Source organism: Desulfosporosinus youngiae DSM 17734 (assembly GCF_000244895.1).
GTDB classification, from domain to species: domain Bacteria; phylum Bacillota; class Desulfitobacteriia; order Desulfitobacteriales; family Desulfitobacteriaceae; genus Desulfosporosinus; species Desulfosporosinus youngiae.
The window spans coordinates 1,234,362-1,253,720 of record NZ_CM001441.1 but is presented as its reverse complement, the minus strand read 5'-3'; the positions used below and the strand labels follow the sequence as shown (position 1 = coordinate 1,253,720).

20 protein-coding genes and 1 riboswitch are annotated in these 19,359 nt (G+C 39.8%); of the genes, 5 read left to right on the top strand and 15 right to left on the bottom strand.

Annotated elements, in window-relative coordinates:
• Positions 1 to 91 precede the first annotated feature (91 nt).
• The 9 genes from DESYODRAFT_RS06130 to DESYODRAFT_RS06090 form a co-directional block, all read right to left on the bottom strand.
• Entirely contained in the window at positions 92 to 1,609 is a 1,518-nt protein-coding gene (locus tag DESYODRAFT_RS06130) for an ABC transporter substrate-binding protein (protein ID WP_007780794.1), read from the bottom strand.
• Positions 1,610 to 1,970: 361 nt separating this feature from the next.
• Positions 1,971 to 2,160: riboswitch (cobalamin riboswitch) on the bottom strand.
• Positions 2,161 to 2,270: 110 nt separating this feature from the next.
• Positions 2,271 to 2,666, bottom strand: coding sequence for a tRNA (N6-threonylcarbamoyladenosine(37)-N6)-methyltransferase TrmO (gene tsaA / locus DESYODRAFT_RS06125; protein WP_007780792.1), 396 nt, complete (start codon positions 2,664 to 2,666; stop codon positions 2,271 to 2,273).
• Between the two features lie 54 nt (positions 2,667 to 2,720).
• Positions 2,721 to 3,179, bottom strand: a complete 459-nt coding sequence (locus tag DESYODRAFT_RS06120; RefSeq protein ID WP_007780789.1) for a MarR family winged helix-turn-helix transcriptional regulator — start codon at positions 3,177 to 3,179, stop codon at positions 2,721 to 2,723.
• A 186-nt stretch (positions 3,180 to 3,365) separates the two neighbouring features.
• Entirely contained in the window at positions 3,366 to 4,055 is a 690-nt protein-coding gene (locus tag DESYODRAFT_RS06115) for an aspartate/glutamate racemase family protein (protein WP_007780787.1), read from the bottom strand.
• 53 nt (positions 4,056 to 4,108) lie between these two features.
• Positions 4,109 to 4,750: a DUF2238 domain-containing protein gene (locus DESYODRAFT_RS06110; protein ID WP_042338269.1), complete on the bottom strand. Its 642-nt coding sequence runs from the start codon at positions 4,748 to 4,750 to the stop codon at positions 4,109 to 4,111.
• Positions 4,751 to 4,798: 48 nt separating this feature from the next.
• Entirely contained in the window at positions 4,799 to 5,425 is a 627-nt protein-coding gene (locus DESYODRAFT_RS06105; protein WP_007780783.1) for a class I SAM-dependent methyltransferase, read from the bottom strand.
• A gap of 309 nt (positions 5,426 to 5,734) precedes the next feature.
• Entirely contained in the window at positions 5,735 to 6,469 is a 735-nt protein-coding gene (locus DESYODRAFT_RS06100; RefSeq protein ID WP_007780781.1) for an SGNH/GDSL hydrolase family protein, read from the bottom strand.
• 110 nt (positions 6,470 to 6,579) lie between these two features.
• Positions 6,580 to 8,127 (bottom strand): tetratricopeptide repeat protein, encoded by a 1,548-nt coding sequence (locus DESYODRAFT_RS06095; protein WP_007780779.1) that lies wholly within the window; start codon positions 8,125 to 8,127, stop codon positions 6,580 to 6,582.
• Positions 8,128 to 8,434: 307 nt separating this feature from the next.
• Positions 8,435 to 8,965 (bottom strand): hypothetical protein, encoded by a 531-nt coding sequence (locus DESYODRAFT_RS06090; RefSeq protein WP_007780776.1) that lies wholly within the window; start codon positions 8,963 to 8,965, stop codon positions 8,435 to 8,437.
• 363 nt (positions 8,966 to 9,328) lie between these two features.
• Between DESYODRAFT_RS06090 and DESYODRAFT_RS06085 the strand changes: the two genes are divergently transcribed.
• Positions 9,329 to 9,829 (top strand): type II toxin-antitoxin system HicB family antitoxin, encoded by a 501-nt coding sequence (locus DESYODRAFT_RS06085; protein ID WP_007780774.1) that lies wholly within the window; start codon positions 9,329 to 9,331, stop codon positions 9,827 to 9,829.
• A 737-nt stretch (positions 9,830 to 10,566) separates the two neighbouring features.
• On the opposite strand, the gene pckA is transcribed toward DESYODRAFT_RS06085, so the two are convergent.
• The gene (gene pckA, locus DESYODRAFT_RS06080) at positions 10,567 to 12,144 is read right to left on the bottom strand and encodes a phosphoenolpyruvate carboxykinase (ATP) (protein ID WP_007780768.1); all 1,578 of its coding nucleotides are present in this window, start codon (positions 12,142 to 12,144) and stop codon (positions 10,567 to 10,569) included.
• Positions 12,145 to 12,379: 235 nt separating this feature from the next.
• Here pckA and DESYODRAFT_RS06075 point away from each other — a divergent pair, with 235 nt between their 5' ends.
• Both DESYODRAFT_RS06075 and DESYODRAFT_RS06070 read left to right on the top strand, forming a co-directional pair.
• The gene (locus DESYODRAFT_RS06075) at positions 12,380 to 12,589 is read left to right on the top strand and encodes a hypothetical protein (protein ID WP_007780766.1); all 210 of its coding nucleotides are present in this window, start codon (positions 12,380 to 12,382) and stop codon (positions 12,587 to 12,589) included.
• A 95-nt stretch (positions 12,590 to 12,684) separates the two neighbouring features.
• Positions 12,685 to 13,008: a hypothetical protein gene (locus DESYODRAFT_RS06070; RefSeq protein WP_007780764.1), complete on the top strand. Its 324-nt coding sequence runs from the start codon at positions 12,685 to 12,687 to the stop codon at positions 13,006 to 13,008.
• 116 nt (positions 13,009 to 13,124) lie between these two features.
• Here DESYODRAFT_RS06070 and DESYODRAFT_RS06065 read toward each other — a convergent pair whose 3' ends face one another.
• On the bottom strand, positions 13,125 to 13,697 hold the full coding sequence (locus DESYODRAFT_RS06065; RefSeq protein WP_007780761.1) for a flavodoxin family protein: 573 nt from the start codon (positions 13,695 to 13,697) through the stop codon (positions 13,125 to 13,127).
• Positions 13,698 to 13,884: 187 nt separating this feature from the next.
• Between DESYODRAFT_RS06065 and DESYODRAFT_RS06060 the strand changes: the two genes are divergently transcribed.
• Positions 13,885 to 15,201, top strand: coding sequence for an MFS transporter (locus DESYODRAFT_RS06060; protein ID WP_007780759.1), 1,317 nt, complete (start codon positions 13,885 to 13,887; stop codon positions 15,199 to 15,201).
• Between the two features lie 191 nt (positions 15,202 to 15,392).
• On the opposite strand, the gene DESYODRAFT_RS06055 is transcribed toward DESYODRAFT_RS06060, so the two are convergent.
• On the bottom strand, positions 15,393 to 15,611 hold the full coding sequence (locus tag DESYODRAFT_RS06055; RefSeq protein ID WP_007780753.1) for a hypothetical protein: 219 nt from the start codon (positions 15,609 to 15,611) through the stop codon (positions 15,393 to 15,395).
• A gap of 217 nt (positions 15,612 to 15,828) precedes the next feature.
• Between DESYODRAFT_RS06055 and DESYODRAFT_RS06050 the strand changes: the two genes are divergently transcribed.
• On the top strand, positions 15,829 to 16,821 hold the full coding sequence (locus DESYODRAFT_RS06050; protein ID WP_007780751.1) for a polyprenyl synthetase family protein: 993 nt from the start codon (positions 15,829 to 15,831) through the stop codon (positions 16,819 to 16,821).
• Positions 16,822 to 16,892: 71 nt separating this feature from the next.
• On the opposite strand, the gene DESYODRAFT_RS06045 is transcribed toward DESYODRAFT_RS06050, so the two are convergent.
• The 3 genes from DESYODRAFT_RS06045 to DESYODRAFT_RS06035 form a co-directional block, all read right to left on the bottom strand.
• On the bottom strand, positions 16,893 to 17,963 hold the full coding sequence (locus tag DESYODRAFT_RS06045) for a tetraprenyl-beta-curcumene synthase family protein (RefSeq protein ID WP_007780749.1): 1,071 nt from the start codon (positions 17,961 to 17,963) through the stop codon (positions 16,893 to 16,895).
• 177 nt (positions 17,964 to 18,140) lie between these two features.
• Complete coding sequence (tatA, locus tag DESYODRAFT_RS06040) at positions 18,141 to 18,347, bottom strand: twin-arginine translocase TatA/TatE family subunit (protein ID WP_007780747.1); 207 nt, start codon at positions 18,345 to 18,347, stop codon at positions 18,141 to 18,143.
• A 197-nt stretch (positions 18,348 to 18,544) separates the two neighbouring features.
• Positions 18,545 to 19,312 (bottom strand): SDH family Clp fold serine proteinase, encoded by a 768-nt coding sequence (locus tag DESYODRAFT_RS06035; RefSeq protein ID WP_007780744.1) that lies wholly within the window; start codon positions 19,310 to 19,312, stop codon positions 18,545 to 18,547.
• Between the last annotated feature and the right edge of the window lie 47 nt (positions 19,313 to 19,359).

The following is a 19,359-nucleotide window of genomic DNA, read 5'->3' as shown; positions in this document are numbered from 1 at the left end:
TTACCTCGCTATATGTTTTTTCAGTAAATAAACGATGGCCAAAGGGCTCTGGAATGCTTGCTGCTTTTCCCACAGCCCTTTGCTGTATTATTTACTTATCTGAAGTACAATCTTTAAGAGTCATAAACCAGGTGGTGATATCACTGTCCAGAACCATAAATCGGTCAAAGAACTCATCGAGAACCGCGTCCGGGTCAACCTCTTTAAATTCTTCCGGATAGAATAGCTTAGCCATTTTCAGGCAGGGATAGAAAGCGTAAATCGATCTGCTTGTTGCATGGGCAAATTCGTACAGATTACCATTTTTAATAGCCGTCAAATCACGCCAGCCAATTCTGTTGAGGATATCAAATTCACATTTTTTTGTTTCTTTAATAGAATCCAGCCATCCGTCATTGGTTCCACTAAGGATAATGTAATCCGGATCAGCCTTTAGAACATACTCAGGATCAAGATTACTGCCGCCCCCGCCTGAAGCTGCAGTATCCAAAAGAAGGGCGTCGGCAATGTTATCACCACCAGCAATCCTGATAGGTAAACCCCAACCCGCAGCACTGGTTGCGGTCGATCCATAAACTTCGGAATATCCCGACTTTTCATAGTAGACTGTGGGCTTGTCCTTACGTTGGGAAAGATTTTTGGAAGCGATCAATCCGTACTGCTTATCGAGGAAAGCCGACACTTCGGCAGCCTTCTTTTCCTCCTGGAATACCTGACCAAGCAGCTTCATGGTTTGCTGAACAGACTTATCCAGATTTTTGCCGGGGACATTGATAAGAACGATGGGGATTCCTGCCTTTGTCAGCTGTGCTTCTATTTCCAGGGCGTAATTATGAGCGGACATTGCAGAATTGACAATGAGCACATCGGGATCCATAGCCAGAATCATTTCCAGGTCAAAAGGAGCATTATGGTCGGATATCTGTCCCACGTGCTCCATGTAATTACCCACACTGGGCCTGTACAGTTTCTCATATTTTTGTATGCCATGGCCACCATCCTCTCCTGAAGCCACCAGCATTTTAAAGGCATCCTTACCTTTAAGGGGTATAATATAGTCCATGACATCCATCGTACTTATGGCATAGGACGAAATCGGCAGGCCAATGGTTACTTTGCGGCCTTTAGCATCTGTTATGGTTATAGAGTCTGTAATTTCCTGCTTTACAGGCATTGCCTCTTTGTTGATTGCAGCAGTTACCTTTTCCGTTTCTTCCTCAGGCACAAGATACCCGTATTTTGAAGGGTTCTTGCCGGCAGTCTCCAATGAATTGGCAACGGCATTGATGATTCCATTGCTTGTGAGTGTAGCACCGGAAACAACATCGACAGCCAAGGACTGTGCTTCAATAATGCGTTGGGGAATTTTCTCTATGGCAATGGTTCCGATATCTTTTGTTTCGCTATTCTCACCCACGGCAATATTGGCAATTTTTCCATCTTTATCGACTTCGGTTGTTACCGTAAGCTCTCCATGATAGCCTGCTGCCCTACCCGTAAAGCTTCCCTCTGCGCTTGATGGGCCACACCCGGCGAACGAAATGAGTAACGCCATCACAAGAAATAAGGCAAGGCTGGTTTTTACTATTTTTTTCATTATCTTTTCCATTATGTTCTCCTCTCTTTTTAACTTACTTCAAAATTCGTCAATAGTGTTTTTTCTTTGTTACATTTATACCCCTCCTTATCATTCAATCAAGTAGTCTTCCTTTTTTGTTCTCTGAAGAAAACTTCGCTGGCACCCACCACACGAAGACACTGTCGACCCACGAATTAGCCCTACTTGCAGACACTGTCTTCGCACAGATTAGCCTTTTAGTTATCCTCCGGTGAGACGAAAGCTTTAGTTAACCTGTGAAAACTTTCAAATAAAAAACTCTTAGCTTCTACAATCTTTTAGAAGCTAAGAGTTGTTCAACTACTCGAGTTGACTAATCCACCTATACCACCCCTATCGCTCGTAGAGTACCTTCGGTATGTGAAAATAGGCAGGTCTTCTGGCTCAAGTATCAACATTTTTACAGCCTTCCCAGTTGCCCAGTGGCATTTTGTAAAAACTCCTCTATATACAGCGGCGGGACCGCGTGGGATTTTCACCCACTTCCCTTTTTAATCGGAAGATAACAGATATCTGCCGAAACCTATTTTTACTATTAAATTTTTCACTAATCATGTTACAGCATAATGCCAGCATTCTTCTTCATATGATCAGATCCCCGTCCATTAGTCAAAGGCTTGAACCTGAAAAGACACGATCTGCCGGTTATTCCCTAATCCTTAGGATTCAGAGCCTGATCATAAGGTTTAATATCCAACACAGGGGTATTGTCCAGCATATCCACACCTTGAAATTCGAGGCTGCTACCTTCGATTTTGGTGAACTTAACAATGGACATACCAATTCCATTTGGCCTGTTAGGAGATCTTGTGGAAAAAACCCCTAAATATTCTTGGGTTTTTCGGGAAACCGTCTTTAAACTATAACCGTCTGATTGATGGAAATAGAATAGGATAATCCCGTAGGACCCTGCCTGAATATCTTCGATGCCTTCCTGATATTCATCCAATAGTTCTATCCTTGCCTTTTGACCTGCTGCTAAAATATTTTGTCTGGGAATCTCCTTTTTTTCCTTAAAAGGGGAGCGAATATACCCTATTGGCCGCATAATAATTTCCGTGGCAACACCACCAATTATCGTTTTTACCCCTCTGTTATCCCTTCATTTACCTTGACCGCTTCTGTATTCGATAATATTATCCAACATTCTAAATAGTAATTTCTTAGTAATCTCTTTTTCTTCTTCCGTAAAGCCTTGGGACAATAGTTTGTTCAGATTTTTAAAAACCTGATGAAATTCTTTTTCAAATCCCAAAGACTTATCTGTTACATAGATCCGTTTCTTTCTGGCGTCTTTAGGATCCTCTTCCCAATAAACATAGCCTTCATCTTCCAGTTTTTTTACGGCTCTGGCCGTATTAGCTTTGTCAATATGCAGCTTCTCGCTCAGCTCTTCCTGGGTCAAGCCGTCCTCATTAAAAAGCAGCTGGGTTAAAAAACTCCACTGTCCTTTCCCGATATTATATTTTTTGATATTCTCTCCAATATATGTTTGGCTGTATCTGTAAATAGCCGAAATCGCTTTTATATAGGATCGTTTATTTTCACGTTTATCTGACATATGTCGATTTCACCTTTTCCCGAATTGTATCACGATATAGTTGCGAAAGCAACTATATCCTCTAAAAATAACCTAGCGTTTCTCTTATTTATTTCCAAATCAATTCCTCCGCTTTGGTTAATTACATTCAAATATTTCAGATCCAATTAACGATGACTATGAATTATTTGATATGCCTTATGGAAATTATTCTAGCGCAAAGTTTACTGCGCCTACTGCATGAAGCAACGTCGTATCAAATAACGGTACTGCCGAATCCTCAGGTTTGACTAATAAACCAATTTCCGTACACCCTAGAATGATTCCCAGTGCACCCCGCCCAATCAAGTCTACAATAACTCTCTTATAGCTGTCTCTTGATTCTTCAATGATCTGTCCCAGACATAACTCATTATATATTATGGTATTTACCATTACTCTATCCGTTTCTTTTGGAATCAAAACGTTTATTCCCCTGGCCTCTAAACGCGCTTTATAAAAATCCTGTTCCATAGTATATCTTGTTCCCAATAAGCCTACAGTTTTAATTCCGTTAGCCAGAACATGCTGCGCTGTAATATCCGCAATGTGAAGTATTGGAATATTAATAGCCGCCTGAATCTCCTCAGCAACCTTGTGCATAGTATTGGTGCAAATGACGAGAAAATCGGACCCAGCCGACTCAAGGCTTTGAGCTGCATCTATCAGAATCAGTGCGGCCTTTTCCCATTCTCCATTTCTTTGACAGATCTCTATTTCCTCGAAGTCTATGCTGTATAGAAGGCATTTGGCCGAATGCAAACCTCCAAGCCTATGCTTAACTTCTTCATTAAGAATACGATAATATTCAGATGACGATTCCCAACTCATTCCTCCGATTAAACCAATCGTCTTCATCTATTTCCCCCCAAATCATTATTCCCTTAGGTCTGCTTAGCAGAAACCTCTTTTCAATGATCTATCAACTCTTTTAAGAACTTGTTATGAAGATTGCTCATTGATACTAATGATAGTATTGCTCCTAAAAGTGCCATAAACATATCCCATTGTGTATCCCAAACATCCCCTTGAGTACCTAAAAATGCGTCGGCCGCACTGCCAGTGGCCTCTGCCACTCCCCATTCTATTAATTCATAGGATGCACTAATGGCAAGACAAATGCTGATTATAACGAATGATAACAATTTCCCTCTTGTTAATCCTGATTTACGCAGCAATATTTCCCTGACAATAATAGCGGGTATAAAACCTTGAGCAAAATGCCCTAGCCTATCGTAATAGTTCCTGTCAAGATGAAATGTATCTCTTAACCAATTGAATAGCGGCATTTCAGCATACGTGTAGTGTCCACCTACTATTAGTATAATGGCGTGTATTAACACTAAAAAATAGATAAGATTTGTAAATCTGAATCTGTTATACGTAGCGGTTAGGACAATCAACCCAATGAGCGCAGGCAATACCTCTAAAAACCACGTAAACAAATCCTTTGGGTTTATAGCTGACCAAATCAAAACGCCGAAAAAGATTAATAATATGCCCACATGTAGCGGATCTAACCTATTGTTCACTCTAATCCTCCTATCATCCATCTCTACTATTGCTATTCGCTAAAGTTCCGAGGGATTGGAGCACGAAGTCTAATACTTTTCAGCAAAGATAAATACATCTGTCGTGACAGACCCATCGCTCTCCTGGTAAGCTTGTTTAGTTATCTCAATGATTGCTAGATGATTATCATTTAGTATTTTTTCGACCCTTTGTGCCGAGTGATAATAATAGTAAATTTCCTCTTCAGAAAAACTGGTTTTCTCGAAACCATCATTCTTTCCTTCCATAAAACTTAAATACAGTTTCCCTTTCTCTCTCAAATAGTTTGAAACCTTTTGCAAAAGGTCCAGCATTTCTGTTTCATTTAAATGAACTATGCAAAAGGACAAAAATATTACATCAAATGATTCGTCTCTATAACTGATTTCTCTGATATCTCTGCAACTAAAATCTCCCGCCGGAACATTTTTTCGAGCCAATTTGACCATTTCTTCAGAAAGATCAATTCCTTGAATAACGTATCTTTTGCCGGACAGCATTAATTGTCTGGATACATTTCCTGGTCCACAACCTAAGTCTAACACGTTCATTCCAGGCTCAAGCAAATTAATGAACTCTGTTATCTTTTGGATGTAAGGTGTAAACTCTGAAAACTTCTCATTAAATTCATTACAATTTTTGTCATATGCAGTTATAGTCTTACTAATTCTTCCCATTCTAAAACTACCTTTCTGCTATTATCCTGCTCACTTGTACTTAAATCAACTTCCTCATTAACCCTAACTTCTTCTATAGTTCATCTTGACATTTACATTATTCTGCGACTGTATCATTATCACCTTCAAAAACTGGTGAAAATGGGCAAAAGAGAAAACCATCTCTCGTAAAAAGGTTACAAAGAGATGGCTTCTTTATCTTCCTAGACGGGGCATGGGAGTGACGAGTTTAGCCGTCCTTCTCCCAATGCCATCCATGCACAGGCCAAATGCACATCGATGTGAAGAATCGCCTCATATCACGATGTTTCAATTGACTCTATTGATCACTTCAACTAATCCTGTATACATGTAGTTTGACATTATCTTATATCCCTTTTTATTGGGATGAAGTCCGTCCGCTAATAGCTCATCCAATGCATCTTGATTTTTAGGGAACGCGCTCCACACATCTAAGAGATTTACCCCTGACTTAACTGATACATTTTTAATTGCTTTTCTGATAGCCAAAAACTTAGATTCATCTTGAGAAACCATAGGAGGCTCAACAATGCAAAAGATATCCGCTTTAGGTGCCTTGCGCTTAATAACACGAATTAACTTTGTGTATTTTTTGCTGAACTCATCCGGGGTATAAACATTTCTATCATTTCTTCCAACGCAAATAAATACCACGTCTGTTTCACTTTCGATCTCGGTTGCTCTTTCCAGACAATAATCAACCAGCGTTCCTGATGCAGCTTTGTTGTCCCACTCTATCTTGTTTGAATACTTCTTAGCTAACGATTTATTGAGATAGGAATCCCATCCTGTTATATATGGTTCAAAGGCCCCTTGACTAACAGCAATAGAGTCCCCGAGTATCACAGCGTTGACTGTACCATTCTTTAGCTTTTTAATTCCTTTAAGGTTCACGGGATGAACTTTGACCACTGATTTAGTGATGACGGTTCCCTGTGCTGCCTCTACTGTTTCCGGAATACCAAAAGTGCCCATAGTGAACACCAGTGCTGCGAATAATAAATAAATGATTCTCTTCTTCATGCCCCTTACTCTCTTTCTAGCTATTGATGCGCCCCAATCATCTCATAACTTTCTTGCGAAGTAAGGGGAAATTTGTCGTAATTAATATAATGATCTACTCTATCCAATTTTTACTTTTTGGCAGATGAATACGCATTGCTTAAAACAAAGGCGGTCCCATTGTATTCGTACTCTTGGATAAATCGCGTTTTGGCGTTCGTCTGTGATTTTACGGCAAAATTGTCTTGACTCATAATAATTTTATTCTTAGAGATCTGCCAATCGCCATGATCACCTGCCGCAGCATCCCAAAGGATGTCATATCCATCTTTGCCATTCCAAGTAGCTAGCGTTAATTCAGGATAACTCCCAATTTCACCACTTGTAGTTATTAGCCCTAAAACCGGGAAGGGTATCCCTTCAAAATTATATAATTTAATGCTTATGGGATACATAGCAAAATCAAGCTTAGAATCACTTCCTCCAATCTGAACTATTGCTTGCTTCTCAAATGTTTTGCCGGTCCAACGTAAGACTGCGAGAGTTCGAGTTTTTTGATAATAAGATATTAGCTCATTTTGCGAGTCGTTATCTAAGTCGAAGAGATAATGATCATTTTCAGGAATGCTGTATCCCGGAGGCAATACCTCATCCGTGATCTCTGTCGGTACTGGAGAATCCGAAGATGTAGTGATTTGAGCTGCGGTGATGCTCTGCCTGTTAGTTTCCAGGGCCAAATATCTTCGATCAATATTATCAGAACTTGCGCCGGATTTGTCTTTTATAAACAAGTAAGTGGTGTCTTTATATTTCCGCCCTGGCAAGATGGTAAGTTCCTCTCCGCCCAGATACTCGCCATTGGTTCTTTTTAGGCTAACTTCTAATATATAATTATCCGGTACTAAATCATTCGAGCTAATAATTCCAGTCTTTTTGTCGTAGTGCACTCTAGCCGCTGTTCCCTCACTACTGGTTAGGGTAACCTTCGGTTCATCAGCTGGTGTTATCGATAAGATCCTGGCATAATCGCTTAAGGCAAGCTTGAACTCGATAGCCCCAAAGGAAGGATTCACAATTTCGTTTAGCTTGGCAATGAGATCTTTACCGCCCGTTGTTATAAAGGCACTTGACTCACTGAGAGCATTAAGCTCGTTAAGAAGGCTTTTAGCGTCAGTGTAATATTTATCTTTTCCAAACCCAGTATTAAAGTACTCTTGGTAAAGAGGTCCGAAAGTATCGATTTCTTGGGCAGCCAATTTAGCTAAGCTGTTGGCATATTCCTCTGAAAGAGGATATTCCTCTTTTAAAATCAGTAAAATCTCTTTGGCCTCATCCTTATCACTAAAATTAAGCTCAAATAGCTTTCCATAAACAAAAGGAACCTTCGCGTGCCGGGGGTAATCCGAGATGAAGGATTGCAGTATTTCCTCTGCTTCGGATTGTTGCCCATCATCAAGCAGCGCAGCAGCCATGGTTAATCTTTGATTAGGTTGATATACCGTCTTAAAATAGTAGCCGCATGCAGCTATACCCAAACAAACAGCTAGAATTGAGAGAATGAGTTTCTTCGTAATCCCTTTGTCTGGTGATGTAGCTAATACATTTTCAATTTGGATAGGTAACCCGCAGTTAGGGCATTTTTCGGAAGCTCCAGTTTCATGTCCACACGTACACTTCACGATTTCTCCTCCTTTGTTTCCTTCTGTTGCTTTTCGAATAATTGCAGTTTTTCATGCTTATTCACATTGTTCCAATTAAAACATTCTTTTTCCCTTTTAAGCGCAATGTTACATTTCTGATGTGAAGATTCTTATATTATTATATAATTCTCTGCTAATTGCTTAAATCCCTTTACAGAAATGAAAAAAGCGTGCTGCTGCACGCACCTACATCAGGCATTCAAGTCAAAATATACCTTTCCTGAACAATTAAGAAAAGAAAAGACGCCTTAGGCGTCAGATTGTATTTAAATTCGCTGCATTCTTCTTATCTTGCTGCGATTCCAGTAATCACCTTAGTTTCCGAAGAGCTTTGAAACCAATCATTTTGGTGTTCTACACCGAAAAGTGAATCATGACCTAATTTTGAGGCCGCTAAAGCCGCAGTAATACCGAACATGGCATTAGAAACTACATAGGCTAAGTTAGTTCCCGCATCTTTAGCCTTTATTTTTTTACTTGTAAGAACAGCAAGCATAGCATTGATAACAGCGCCAAATGAGACGCCGAAAAATAATCCTTTAAGTACTATGTTGTCCTTACCAAATTTAGTCAATATATTAACTAAAGTAAAAGCCCCACCCATACTTAAGGCTAAATTCATAATGGTTCCTAGTAATTGACCCTGCCAGGAACTTGCTTGTCTTCGAGATGAGACCCAAACTCCTGCAGCCAGGGTACGATATGACCGTTTGGATATTCCGATCAATGTAAAAATCAAATCAATTACCATCATCATCGTAGCACCAATTCCACCTGCCAGAACACTTAAAGTAATGCGGTCCTTTATCTTATTCATACCTAACGACTCCTTTCAGCTTTAAGTTTAGTTTGTCTCTAAACCAAATTAATATTTTGGAAAATTTTCGAAATGACGAATGGCATCTATCACAATACCAAGTTCGACATTTATTAATAATAGGTTGTAGTAGTAAGTCCGGGAAATTGAAAAAGTATAAATATACAATTACGAAATGTACAACTACACACTTATCCTCACGATTATCTTCTAATTCAAGCGAAAGAAGTCAGACAAGGATAAATCTACAAAAACCAACGTTCATTTAATCGAAGGATGACGAGATTAATTTTCAATATGGAAGGAATTAGCATTTTTGATCTTGAATTATTTATTTAAAATCTTTAAATGGAGGTTTAAGCAATGAAAAGTTGTACCTTAATTGCCAGCCCACTTAATGAAGAAGGACTCTGGTTTGCAGAAATACTTGAAGTAGAAGGGTGTAAAACTCAAGGAAATGACCTGCTCGAGGTAATTCAAAAAGCGAAAGAATTACGGGAAGCAATTGATACAATTAATGGACTTCAATTCGACGAAGAGGAATCACCAAGTGATGAAGAGGAAAACAATTGTGATGTTGTAGGCTATTTTGTGTCCCATAAAAATAAGGCCAATGGGTCTATTTGTTCGAATATCAGTGAAGTTATTGGAATGATTGAGGACTTCGATATTGTCACTGATAGAGGGAGTAAAGCTTTTAGAAGACACCTAAGGATTATTATGACTCATTTATCTTTGGAAATGCCTACCCTAAGCATTGGACCTTGGACCATACAGTGTAAATCCATGAAAAGACAATTAGCATCCGCTCCTAAATGGGAGGGATGGAAAGATAAATGGAACGCGAATGAGGAGTCGGCCTAAGATATCAGAAAAAATCCTTGACATTCACCCCTAAAAATACCCCTGAAAGCTAACGCTTTCAGGGGTATTTTGCTCGACTTAAATATTAAGCCAAGAATTATCAGAGTATTTTCCGATTCAAACACCGTTATGTTTCAGAAGAAAGACCTCTATATCATACCGTTAATCAACGGGAAATCATTCATGTAGTTTATCAAAACACTTATCATTCTTTAATTAGTCTGAATACTCATTAATGGGTAACGCTCTCAGCAAAGAGGGAATCATCATAACAATTACTAAGATAATAATTAATTTCATACTTAACATCTCCTTTCCTTATTTTTTAGAGATCTACATTATTTAATATAAACTAAAGATGTTTCATTTCGGTGACCTATTTGTGTATAATATGTGAAGCTTTATCATCGTTTTGGGCTTTAAGTCTGGCATTACTTGAAAGAGTAATATAGCATAACCCAAAGCCTAAAAAAGTGAAACAAATGGATGTCAGCAAAAAGTCTAGTCCGTTCATAATTAAACTCCCCCAATGATTTATCTATATATTAATACGTATTTAGAGCTTGTTTTCTGACGGTCATCGTCAATATTTTACCTTGTGCTCGGGCGTGAGAGGGGGACAGGGTTGTCGACACACTCCAAGAATGTGTCAACAACCCCGTCCCCCTCTCACGCTAAAAGGACAGCAAATGCTGTCCTTTTAGTCGTATTTTTAGTCCCGTAAAGTAGTTATCTAATTATGTAATACTAGGTCCGGCGGAACGAATATCCGCTGAAACATCAACAAACTTCTCAAAATTGTGACGAAAGCTCTCCGCCAGAGAGCGTGCAGTTTTGTCATAAGCCTCAGTGTCGTCCCAAGTATTACGCGGAGTTAGGATTTCAGCAGGTACTCCATTTACTTCTTCGGGAATCAAAATGCCAAAGACCGGGTCCGCGTGATAATGAACCTTCTCTAACTCTCCGTTCAAGGCTGCCGTTATCATAGCTCTGGTATACGTTAGATTCATGCGTTTCCCGACTCCATAGGGACCTCCAGACCAACCGGTATTGACTAAATAAACTCTAGCTTTATGCTCATCAATTCGTTTTCCTAACATATTCGCGTAAACCGCCGGACTCAATGGCAGAAACGGCTCCCCGAAACAAGTCGAAAATGTGACTTGCGGTTCCGTAACTCCCCGCTCTGTACCTGCAAGCTTTGACGTGTAGCCGGATAGGAAATGATACATGGCCTGCTCTTTAGTAAGTTTTGAGATCGGCGGCAGCACTCCGAATGCATCTGCCGTCAAAAACACAACTACACGCGGATGACCTGCCAGGCTAGGTATCAAGGCATTATCAATATAGTTTACAGGATAACCCGCACGTGTATTTTCGGTAAGAGAGTTGTCTGTGAAATCCGGCACCCTAGAATCCGAATTTAAAATAACATTCTCAATGACCGTTCCGAATCGGATGGCCTTCCAAATCTGGGGTTCCTTTTCTTGAGATAGATCAATGCACTTGGCATAGCAGCCCCCTTCAAAATTGAAAATGCCATTTCCGGACCAGCCATGCTCATCATCACCAATCAAACTTCTCTCCGGATCAGCTGACAGAGTTGTCTTGCCCGTACCTGAAAGACCAAAGAAGAGTGCAGCATCCCCATCTGCTCCAACATTTGCGGAACAATGCATAGGCAAAACTTCACGTAAAGGCATCAAATAATTTAAAACGCTAAAAATGGATTTTTTCATTTCTCCAGCGTACTCAGTACCACCTAAGATAATGATCTTTTTCTCAAGGGACAGAATAATATATGCTTCTGAGTTAGTACCATCAGACTCCGGATCTGCTTTTAGACCGGGAGTACAAATCATAGTGAATTCTGGTTGATGAACCTCCAATTGCTGAGATGTTGGTCTAATAAACAACTGTTGGACAAAAATGTTATGCCAAGCATACTCATTGATTACTCTAAGTGGCATACTGTATTTTTCATCAGCTCCAGCAAACCCGTCAAACACGAAATAGTCCTTAGTTTCCAAATACTCCAAAGCCCGTTGATAGAGTCTATCAAATATCTCAAGACTGATTGGTTTGTTAACGTTTCCCCAAGCGATTTGACTATGAACAGAAGCCTCATCAACGATATATCGATCATTGGGAGAGCGGCCAGTGTAATTGCCGGTCGTGCAACATAGTGCACCGGTATCAGTCAGCACACCTTCTTGTCGGGCTAATGCAATTTCCACAAGCTTGCTTACCGGCAGATTTCTGCCGGCAGGAGGCTTTATTGCAAACAGTCGATCTACGTGGGAACTGGTATCCATCTCTAAGTAACCCCCTAGATTCTAATTCATAATACCAACATAAATGGAATGACCCATAAAACTATTTTGATTATTGTATACATAAAACAGTTTGACCCTATACGTTATACTAACAGAAAGCGCTGATTTTTTCCAAGGTTTTTTTCCTATTAGATGGGCGGAGTTTTGATTTTTTGCATTTTCTTAGCAGGTTTTTTCATCTTTCCAGCGAATCACTTATATAGAGGTGATATATATGAAGACTCAATATCTTGTAATTCCAGTTTCCGATGAAGATCGTAAACGTCTAAATTATGTATGTACTAAACTTGGTATAACTATCGAGCAGTTCTTTAATACTGCGTTACGAGAAGGAGAATTGGAAATTCTGAGCACTGATGCCTTCAAGCAAGGCGGTGCTTTTTGGAACATCATGGAAAACCCACCTAAGAACGACTCCGAATAACCTAAAATTCACTTTTCCTACATCGTTTTTTATATTATAATGATCTTAGTTGTTCAAAAATGCACAAAATGAAGCTAAATGAGGGTGGTTAATGTATGGATGACAATAAACAGTCCGACCTTGATAATTTGGCAGAGAGCCTGGAGGAAAACTCCAAAAAATCCAAACAAGCACTCAGTATGGTAAGCTTTACTGATCTGTTTACTCCAGCTTTTATGAGTGCTTATACTCAATTTGCTAATTTTGGTGAACTACTAGTTGTCGGTAAATTTCAAGTAAATAGTTTTCAAGAATTTATGGCGCTCCTTGACAAAGATTTTGATAAATTTATTGCGAAAACAACTAAATTTAAAAGCTGGGAAGAAATGCAATCCACAGCCGTCGCCGACTATATTAAAAAGAAAGAAAGCGGCAACTAGTTCGTTTAGGCTTGCTTTGTTAATCTAAAAAGGGTATGCCTTGGAATTGCATAAAAGGTTGATTGATATCAATTATGAAGCCATCACCTGACAAAATTAGTGTGATGGCTTTTATTTCAGTCTACCTTACTTCCTTTACGGCTTAGAACAGATACCATTTCTTTAGCACCTTCGCGAATGGTGTTCAGTTTATAGTTTTTATTTTTCTGAGTGACTCCTATAAAGTCAAACTTATCGGCTCTTACGTGAGTGAAGAGTCTTTCCATTGAGGTAAGACATGAAATGATTCCGTTGCCGCTCCCACCTGCTGCGGCTACGGATATCACTTGTTTGGCTTCAATAAACGAATTTTGTTTTTTCAAGGCTTCGCAGCGTCTTAAGCGGTCGGTGAAAGCTTTCGCCGACTCACTCATATCCCCCCAATAAACTGGGGTTATAACAACAAAAGCATCAAACTTAGCCATAGATGCATGCAAGTTCTGAAAGTCATCCTTTATCTGACACTGGTGCTCGTTTCGGCATGATCCCCAACCATTGTCACAGGCTTGGCAGTTACCGATCCTTTGCTGATTTAGATTAACCATCACAACGTTTGCACCTGCCTCCTCTGCCCCAGTTTTAGCAGCGTTTCCACAGGCGGCTGTCAACCCATCAATATTAGGGCTGCTTGTTAAAATCATCACGTTCATATTTCTCATATCCTTACATTTAAATTAATTCCCCCCCCTATTGTATCAGGAAAAGCGATGTCCCTAAAAGGATTTTTATTAGTTCACTATGATATAATTATGATGTACCTCATCGCAGCCAAGTACATTAGCGCTGCTTGTAGAACCTGAAGCCGACGATGATGGATCATACAAAGGGGTCAACTATATGGATCGTTTCAACTATATAAAAAGCATGGTCAGCTGTAGCTTCCCCGCCCTAAAACACGATAATTTTCGAATTTATTGGCTTGGACAATGTGTTTCCTTGATTGGTACTTGGATGCAAAACATAGGACAAACCTGGCTCGTATACTCCATAACCGGATCTCCTCTGCTGGTAGGTCTATTAGGAGCGATGCAATTCTTACCGATAACCATCTTTTCATTGTTTGCTGGTGTTGTTATTGATCGATACCCGAAAAGAACCATAATTCTGATTACGCAGTTTACTTCAATGGTCCTTGCCCTTACATTATCAGTTCTTGTCTTTACTGAAACGGTAAGATATGAGTACATTCTTGTTTTAGCTTTTCTATTAGGACTTTCCAATACAATTGATATACCGACAAGACAATCATTTACGATTGAACTGGCAGGCAAAGATGATTTAATGAACGCAATTGCTTTAAATTCGGCAACCTTTAATCTGGCTCGAATTGTTGGTCCTGCAATAGGTGCTTTAATTCTGGCTTCTCTAGGAGCTGAATGGTGTTTTTTAATTAATGGCTTAAGCTATCTTGCCGTAATTCTTAGTCTGCTCAAAATCAAGGTTCAGCCATATGTCCGTAAAGAAGTCTCGAACAACCTGCTTCGGGAGATAAATGATGGACTAAAGTATATTAGTCGTGAGCCGGCTCTCTTAAAGACAATTTTGATGGTGCTAATCATTGGGATCTTTGTTTTTAACTTTAATGTCTTAATTCCGGTATTTACAAAAGGCGTGCTTCATCAAGAAGAATATGTCTATGGTTTTTTAATGTCGGCCTTAGGTATAGGCTCTTTCCTGGGGGCATTAATGGTATCTTTGAATAGTAAATCCGGACCTAACGCCAAGGTTTTAATGGGAAGCACTGTCGTGGTTTCCATACTTTTAGTGTTTATCAGCTTTTCAAGGACGTACTACTACACGGGGGTATTATTAGTAATTACAGGGATATTTAACATTTGGTTCAGTACGACTGCTAATTCTACTCTCCAAATCAATGCCAAAGATGAGTACAGGGGAAGGGTAATAAGCCTTTATTCCCTGGTCTTTGTTGGAGCAGCCCCTCTTGGAAATATGTTTGCCGGTTATGTCGCGGATAAATTAGGGGCGGATATAGCCTTTTTGTTGACCGGGCTGTTAACCTTAACCTGTATTACAGCGTTGATGCTGGCCTTCAAGATTACGCCCCGTCTCAGAGACTCCAGTGAATATAACCAAATTACCTTACAGACTAATTACACTATCTTCAAAAAAAACGATCATACAGATAATAAGTAACCGCGATACTAGCCGGAATCATACACGCTATAACATATGCCCAGATTGTTGGTTTGATTAGATCTTGCCATACCCTTGATTTAAACATAGTTTCACCTCAGACCATCGGAATAATTATTTATACTCCGGCTCATGTCCATAGGATCAAGACATGAGCCGGAGTTATTATCCATATTAATGGCGCTTGAACGTCACTGCTTGGACTTAGGAGTATTAAGGCTTTGCATGATACCCTTATTATGAAACACTTCTTTAACCTCTAAAGTAAGCCTGCCTCCCTTAGCATTTTTACCGCCGTCATCACCGTACTTGGGAGTTTGATCATCATTTGCCACACTTACAACTCCTGCCGGTTCCCAGGGCTGGCGATTCAATTGTGATGCGTGTTCTTTATTATTTTCATTAGTCATCGAATTTACCTCCTTAGTTGGTTAGCGTTTATTTTATATTTAGTTCAAACATTTTTAGATTCCCCCATAGAATTAATATTAGTCATGTTAAGGACTTATCATTAAGTCTATTAAGGAACAAGGTTGGAAGTATTTTGTAGATTCAGGTATCCTATCCTTCTCTTTCAGGCATAATATAAACACTTTTACTATTTTAAGAGAAACAGAGGCGGATGCAATGAGTATACAGGAACAATATATCACCAATGACACGTCTATTCCTAAACTTCCATTTACAGAATTGCTCTTTGTTGAAGATCAGTTGCAAACTGTACTCCAAAAGTCTGATGGCCTTATTCGGGAAACCTGCATCAGTTTGCTGGAATCCGGCGGTAAAAGGATTCGGCCGCTCCTCACCCTTTATAGCGGGATGTGCTTTGCCCCCTTAAACCCCTTGATGATTCAAGCCGCTGTAGCGTCAGAACTCATTCATATGGCCTCCCTGATTCATGATGATGTTATTGACGAGTCCGCAACCCGGCGCGGAAAACCAACCATAGTGTCCCAATATGGTAACCATGCAGCAATCCTAACTGGAGACTACCTATTCGCCGAAGCCTTTAATATCCTTTCTAAACAACAACTATTAGCCAGTATGACCTACCTGGTTGATGCAATCCAGGCTATGTGTCACGGGGAAGTACATCAATCGGATGATCAATTCTCTAATTCAGTTGATACGCACAGCTATTTTAGCAGGATTGCCAATAAAACAGGAATTCTGCTGGCGGCGTGCTGCCAATCCGGTGCCATCCTTGCCGGTGCAGCGCCGGAAGAATTAACCCTGATGCGGGAATACGGATTAAACCTTGGCTATGCCTATCAAATTACCGATGACATATTGGATATTAATGGGGATGAGGAATCACTTGGTAAACCGGTCGGCTCTGATCTTGCTAATGGAAATATAACACTCCCAATGCTTTATCTTTTGGACAAGCCAATTTATGGAGGCTGGTTTAGGGAAATTATGAGAACCCGTAATATTACTCATCAAGGCGCTCTTAGCATCAAAGCGGCTCTTATCAGTACCGGGTGCATTGAAGAAGCTTACCTGACTGCCACTCAATGTATCAATAATGCTAAAGCAAGCTTGGACAGAATTCCTTCCAGCCAATATAAAACCACTTTATTAAACATGGCTGATTCAATCCTGCACCGTAAAGCCTAAAGCACCCACAAAGGGATCAATTATGGTCTAAGCATCAGATAGGGCATAATTGATCCCTTTTGTTTACCTGGTCAAATAATGTTACCTTTGCGTAACTTGCGACATAGCCAATAGAGCAAATAAACCCCTAGACTGCTATTCTTTAAAAGCTTTTTGACTATTGCTTGAATATCCTCGTTCATACTCTTTTCATCGGACAAATACATGGCTAGAAGTCCTTTAACCACGACTTGATGAAACTTGGGATATTGTAACAGCTTTGCTTGATCTAGAGACTTTTGGACAAATAGGTTAAGTCGCTCATAGATCACCTTCGTATTGTCATAATAAGCCACGAAATTCAACTGATTCGTCTCATGATCTTCGCGTAGATCGATGAAATAATCCAACAAAATATGAAGACCACATATCCAAGGGAAATAGGTTTGCCCGATCTTTTTTGCTTGTTTTATCGTCAGTTCGGGATCGAAAGCTGCGCTATACAAACAAAAAATCCCCAGAGTCGATCCGGTTGCAGCTGAAAATTCCCAGGCTGTTATCTCAGAATCAACGGATATGTAGGGTTTAAGCCATTCCAACATTTTTGATTCACGTGTCCCGATTGCTAAATGTTTGTAAGTTTGTAAGTGAGAATAAAGTTCGGCAAACTTAACGGCTTCTTCTTGAACAATTGTGTATGAGGGTAGCTTACGAATACTCTCTTGGCAGGTTTTAACCAAGCTCTCGAGGTATCCGCCATCTTCCCGATAAGGATAGTATAGATAGTAATCTGAAGGATCTGCCTCAGGATTTAAGGCCTCTTGCATAGCTAAATGCAATTGCCGGAATGCTTTTTCATCCTCTACTTCAAGGCTATCTACTAAGTTATCAAGGTAGTCGCTCATAGTTTGATAAGCAACTATGAAGCGAATAGTTGATAACCTATTTATTCCTGGATAAAGCGCATAAATACTTCCCCCCTGGCAGTGAAATGCTTTCAGGCGAATACTGTCCAAGGCTTGCTGACTTAATCGTGCATCAGGTGCCTGCCTAGCCTTTTCTTTCCACCTCTCCAATTCTTGTTTTACAAGAGGAAAGACTTGCGTGATAAATTGATAGATCAACATCGCGCTATTTGACGACTTGACATCCGAAGTTTTCATAGGCTTACCTCTCCTTTAAACTGCATATCAGGAACCACTTCTATAAATAAGCATAGTTTCCATTAATAAGTATAGTTTCCATTTCCAAAATAATCCATTCAACTTAAATTAAAAATCATACCTGCTTACATGGTAAAAAGACGGAGCCTGACAAGCTCCGCCTTTTATCTGTCTCAATTATTCCTTTTCAATTTTTACAGTCTTTACTTCCTTGACTTCTTTTACTTCTTTTTCATCGCCGTCAGTGGCAGATTTAAATTCTTTGATCCCTTTTCCAAGCGCCTTTCCTAAATCAGGCAGTTTACCAGGACCAAAAATCACCAAAGCAATAACAAGAACAATCCCTGCAGTCATAGGAGTTATCATTCCAAACGTTGTAAGCATATTCGGCCACCTCCATTAATAAAAGTAGTATCTACTCATTGTCTGATATCAAATAGTAGAACAAACATTATGTTTATCCTACATTATTAATAGACAACGTGCAATATGTTATCAATGGAAACTGAAGAAAACTTAGCTGACATCCGCCGGCCATGGATTGCTGCCTATCTTAAGTAGCCATGGACGGCGAGTCTTTTTCATTCATTTTCCTTATCCTTAAAGAGCTTTTCATAGCCAAGATACAGATTCCAAATAATATCCCAGAGTTCTCCATGAGCTTCAGTTACCTTAATCCCTAGTTCTTTGGCTTCCCGCCTTCCAATAGGATATCCGTGGGAGTAATATCCCTCTGTTAAAGCATGGGTCACGATGGGAACCTTTTCCGGGGCATTTTTCAGCATATAGCGGGATAATAATGTTTCGGCATATTGCCGGGATGCTTTTATAGTTTTTTCGTAATCTCCGATAAGCCAAGGATCAAGCTTACCGATCATTGGAGCAGCAATAATGGTAGCGACTTCAGAATTCGAACTATTAACGATTAATTGTTGAAAAAAATCCAAACAGTGCCAAAAAGCTTGCACTGGTACTAAGACATCTTTATAGACAGGATGCTTGACCAAAGGATCAATCGGGCCAAGTTCAGAGATCGGTCCCATCACAACTTCATCTGCTCCCAGAACAAGCATTGAAGCTGCTGATTTGGCGACGAAAGGAACAATTACGGCGAATTCTTCACAAAATTCTCGGATTAGCATTACAACTTTATAAGGTGTATCAACTGCCCCCCCGTAACTGTGTAAAACTAAATCGATTTTTTTAGTATGCCCAATTTCTTTTAACTGTTCATACAAAGGGACTAAGATAGAGTCATCTAACGGTGTATAAGAAAAATAGACTAAGACTTTAGATTCCCTTAGTTCTTCTAAACGTTGGATAAAACAAACCCGTTCCTCTGCTTTCAAACCAGACCCCTCCCAGCCCTTTCCTCACAATCCATATTATTCCTACA

Excerpts from the sequence above, each read along its gene's own strand:
- DESYODRAFT_RS06130 (WP_007780794.1), bottom strand. The coding sequence starts at position 1,609 with ATGGAAAAGATAATGAAAAAAATAGTAAAAACCAGCCTTGCCTTATTT.
- tsaA (WP_007780792.1), bottom strand. The coding sequence starts at position 2,666 with ATGCGGCCAATAGGGTATATTCGCTCCCCTTTTAAGGAAAAAAAGGAG.
- DESYODRAFT_RS06120 (WP_007780789.1), bottom strand. The coding sequence starts at position 3,179 with ATGTCAGATAAACGTGAAAATAAACGATCCTATATAAAAGCGATTTCG.
- DESYODRAFT_RS06115 (WP_007780787.1), bottom strand. The coding sequence starts at position 4,055 with ATGAAGACGATTGGTTTAATCGGAGGAATGAGTTGGGAATCGTCATCT.
- DESYODRAFT_RS06110 (WP_042338269.1), bottom strand. The coding sequence starts at position 4,750 with ATGGATGATAGGAGGATTAGAGTGAACAATAGGTTAGATCCGCTACAT.
- DESYODRAFT_RS06105 (WP_007780783.1), bottom strand. The coding sequence starts at position 5,425 with ATGGGAAGAATTAGTAAGACTATAACTGCATATGACAAAAATTGTAAT.
- DESYODRAFT_RS06100 (WP_007780781.1), bottom strand. The coding sequence starts at position 6,469 with ATGAAGAAGAGAATCATTTATTTATTATTCGCAGCACTGGTGTTCACT.
- DESYODRAFT_RS06090 (WP_007780776.1), bottom strand. The coding sequence starts at position 8,965 with ATGAATAAGATAAAGGACCGCATTACTTTAAGTGTTCTGGCAGGTGGA.
- DESYODRAFT_RS06085 (WP_007780774.1), top strand. The coding sequence starts at position 9,329 with ATGAAAAGTTGTACCTTAATTGCCAGCCCACTTAATGAAGAAGGACTC.
- pckA (WP_007780768.1), bottom strand. The coding sequence starts at position 12,144 with ATGGATACCAGTTCCCACGTAGATCGACTGTTTGCAATAAAGCCTCCT.
- DESYODRAFT_RS06075 (WP_007780766.1), top strand. The coding sequence starts at position 12,380 with ATGAAGACTCAATATCTTGTAATTCCAGTTTCCGATGAAGATCGTAAA.
- DESYODRAFT_RS06070 (WP_007780764.1), top strand. The coding sequence starts at position 12,685 with ATGGATGACAATAAACAGTCCGACCTTGATAATTTGGCAGAGAGCCTG.
- DESYODRAFT_RS06065 (WP_007780761.1), bottom strand. The coding sequence starts at position 13,697 with ATGAACGTGATGATTTTAACAAGCAGCCCTAATATTGATGGGTTGACA.
- DESYODRAFT_RS06060 (WP_007780759.1), top strand. The coding sequence starts at position 13,885 with ATGGATCGTTTCAACTATATAAAAAGCATGGTCAGCTGTAGCTTCCCC.
- DESYODRAFT_RS06055 (WP_007780753.1), bottom strand. The coding sequence starts at position 15,611 with ATGACTAATGAAAATAATAAAGAACACGCATCACAATTGAATCGCCAG.
- DESYODRAFT_RS06050 (WP_007780751.1), top strand. The coding sequence starts at position 15,829 with ATGAGTATACAGGAACAATATATCACCAATGACACGTCTATTCCTAAA.
- DESYODRAFT_RS06045 (WP_007780749.1), bottom strand. The coding sequence starts at position 17,963 with ATGAAAACTTCGGATGTCAAGTCGTCAAATAGCGCGATGTTGATCTAT.
- tatA (WP_007780747.1), bottom strand. The coding sequence starts at position 18,347 with ATGCTTACAACGTTTGGAATGATAACTCCTATGACTGCAGGGATTGTT.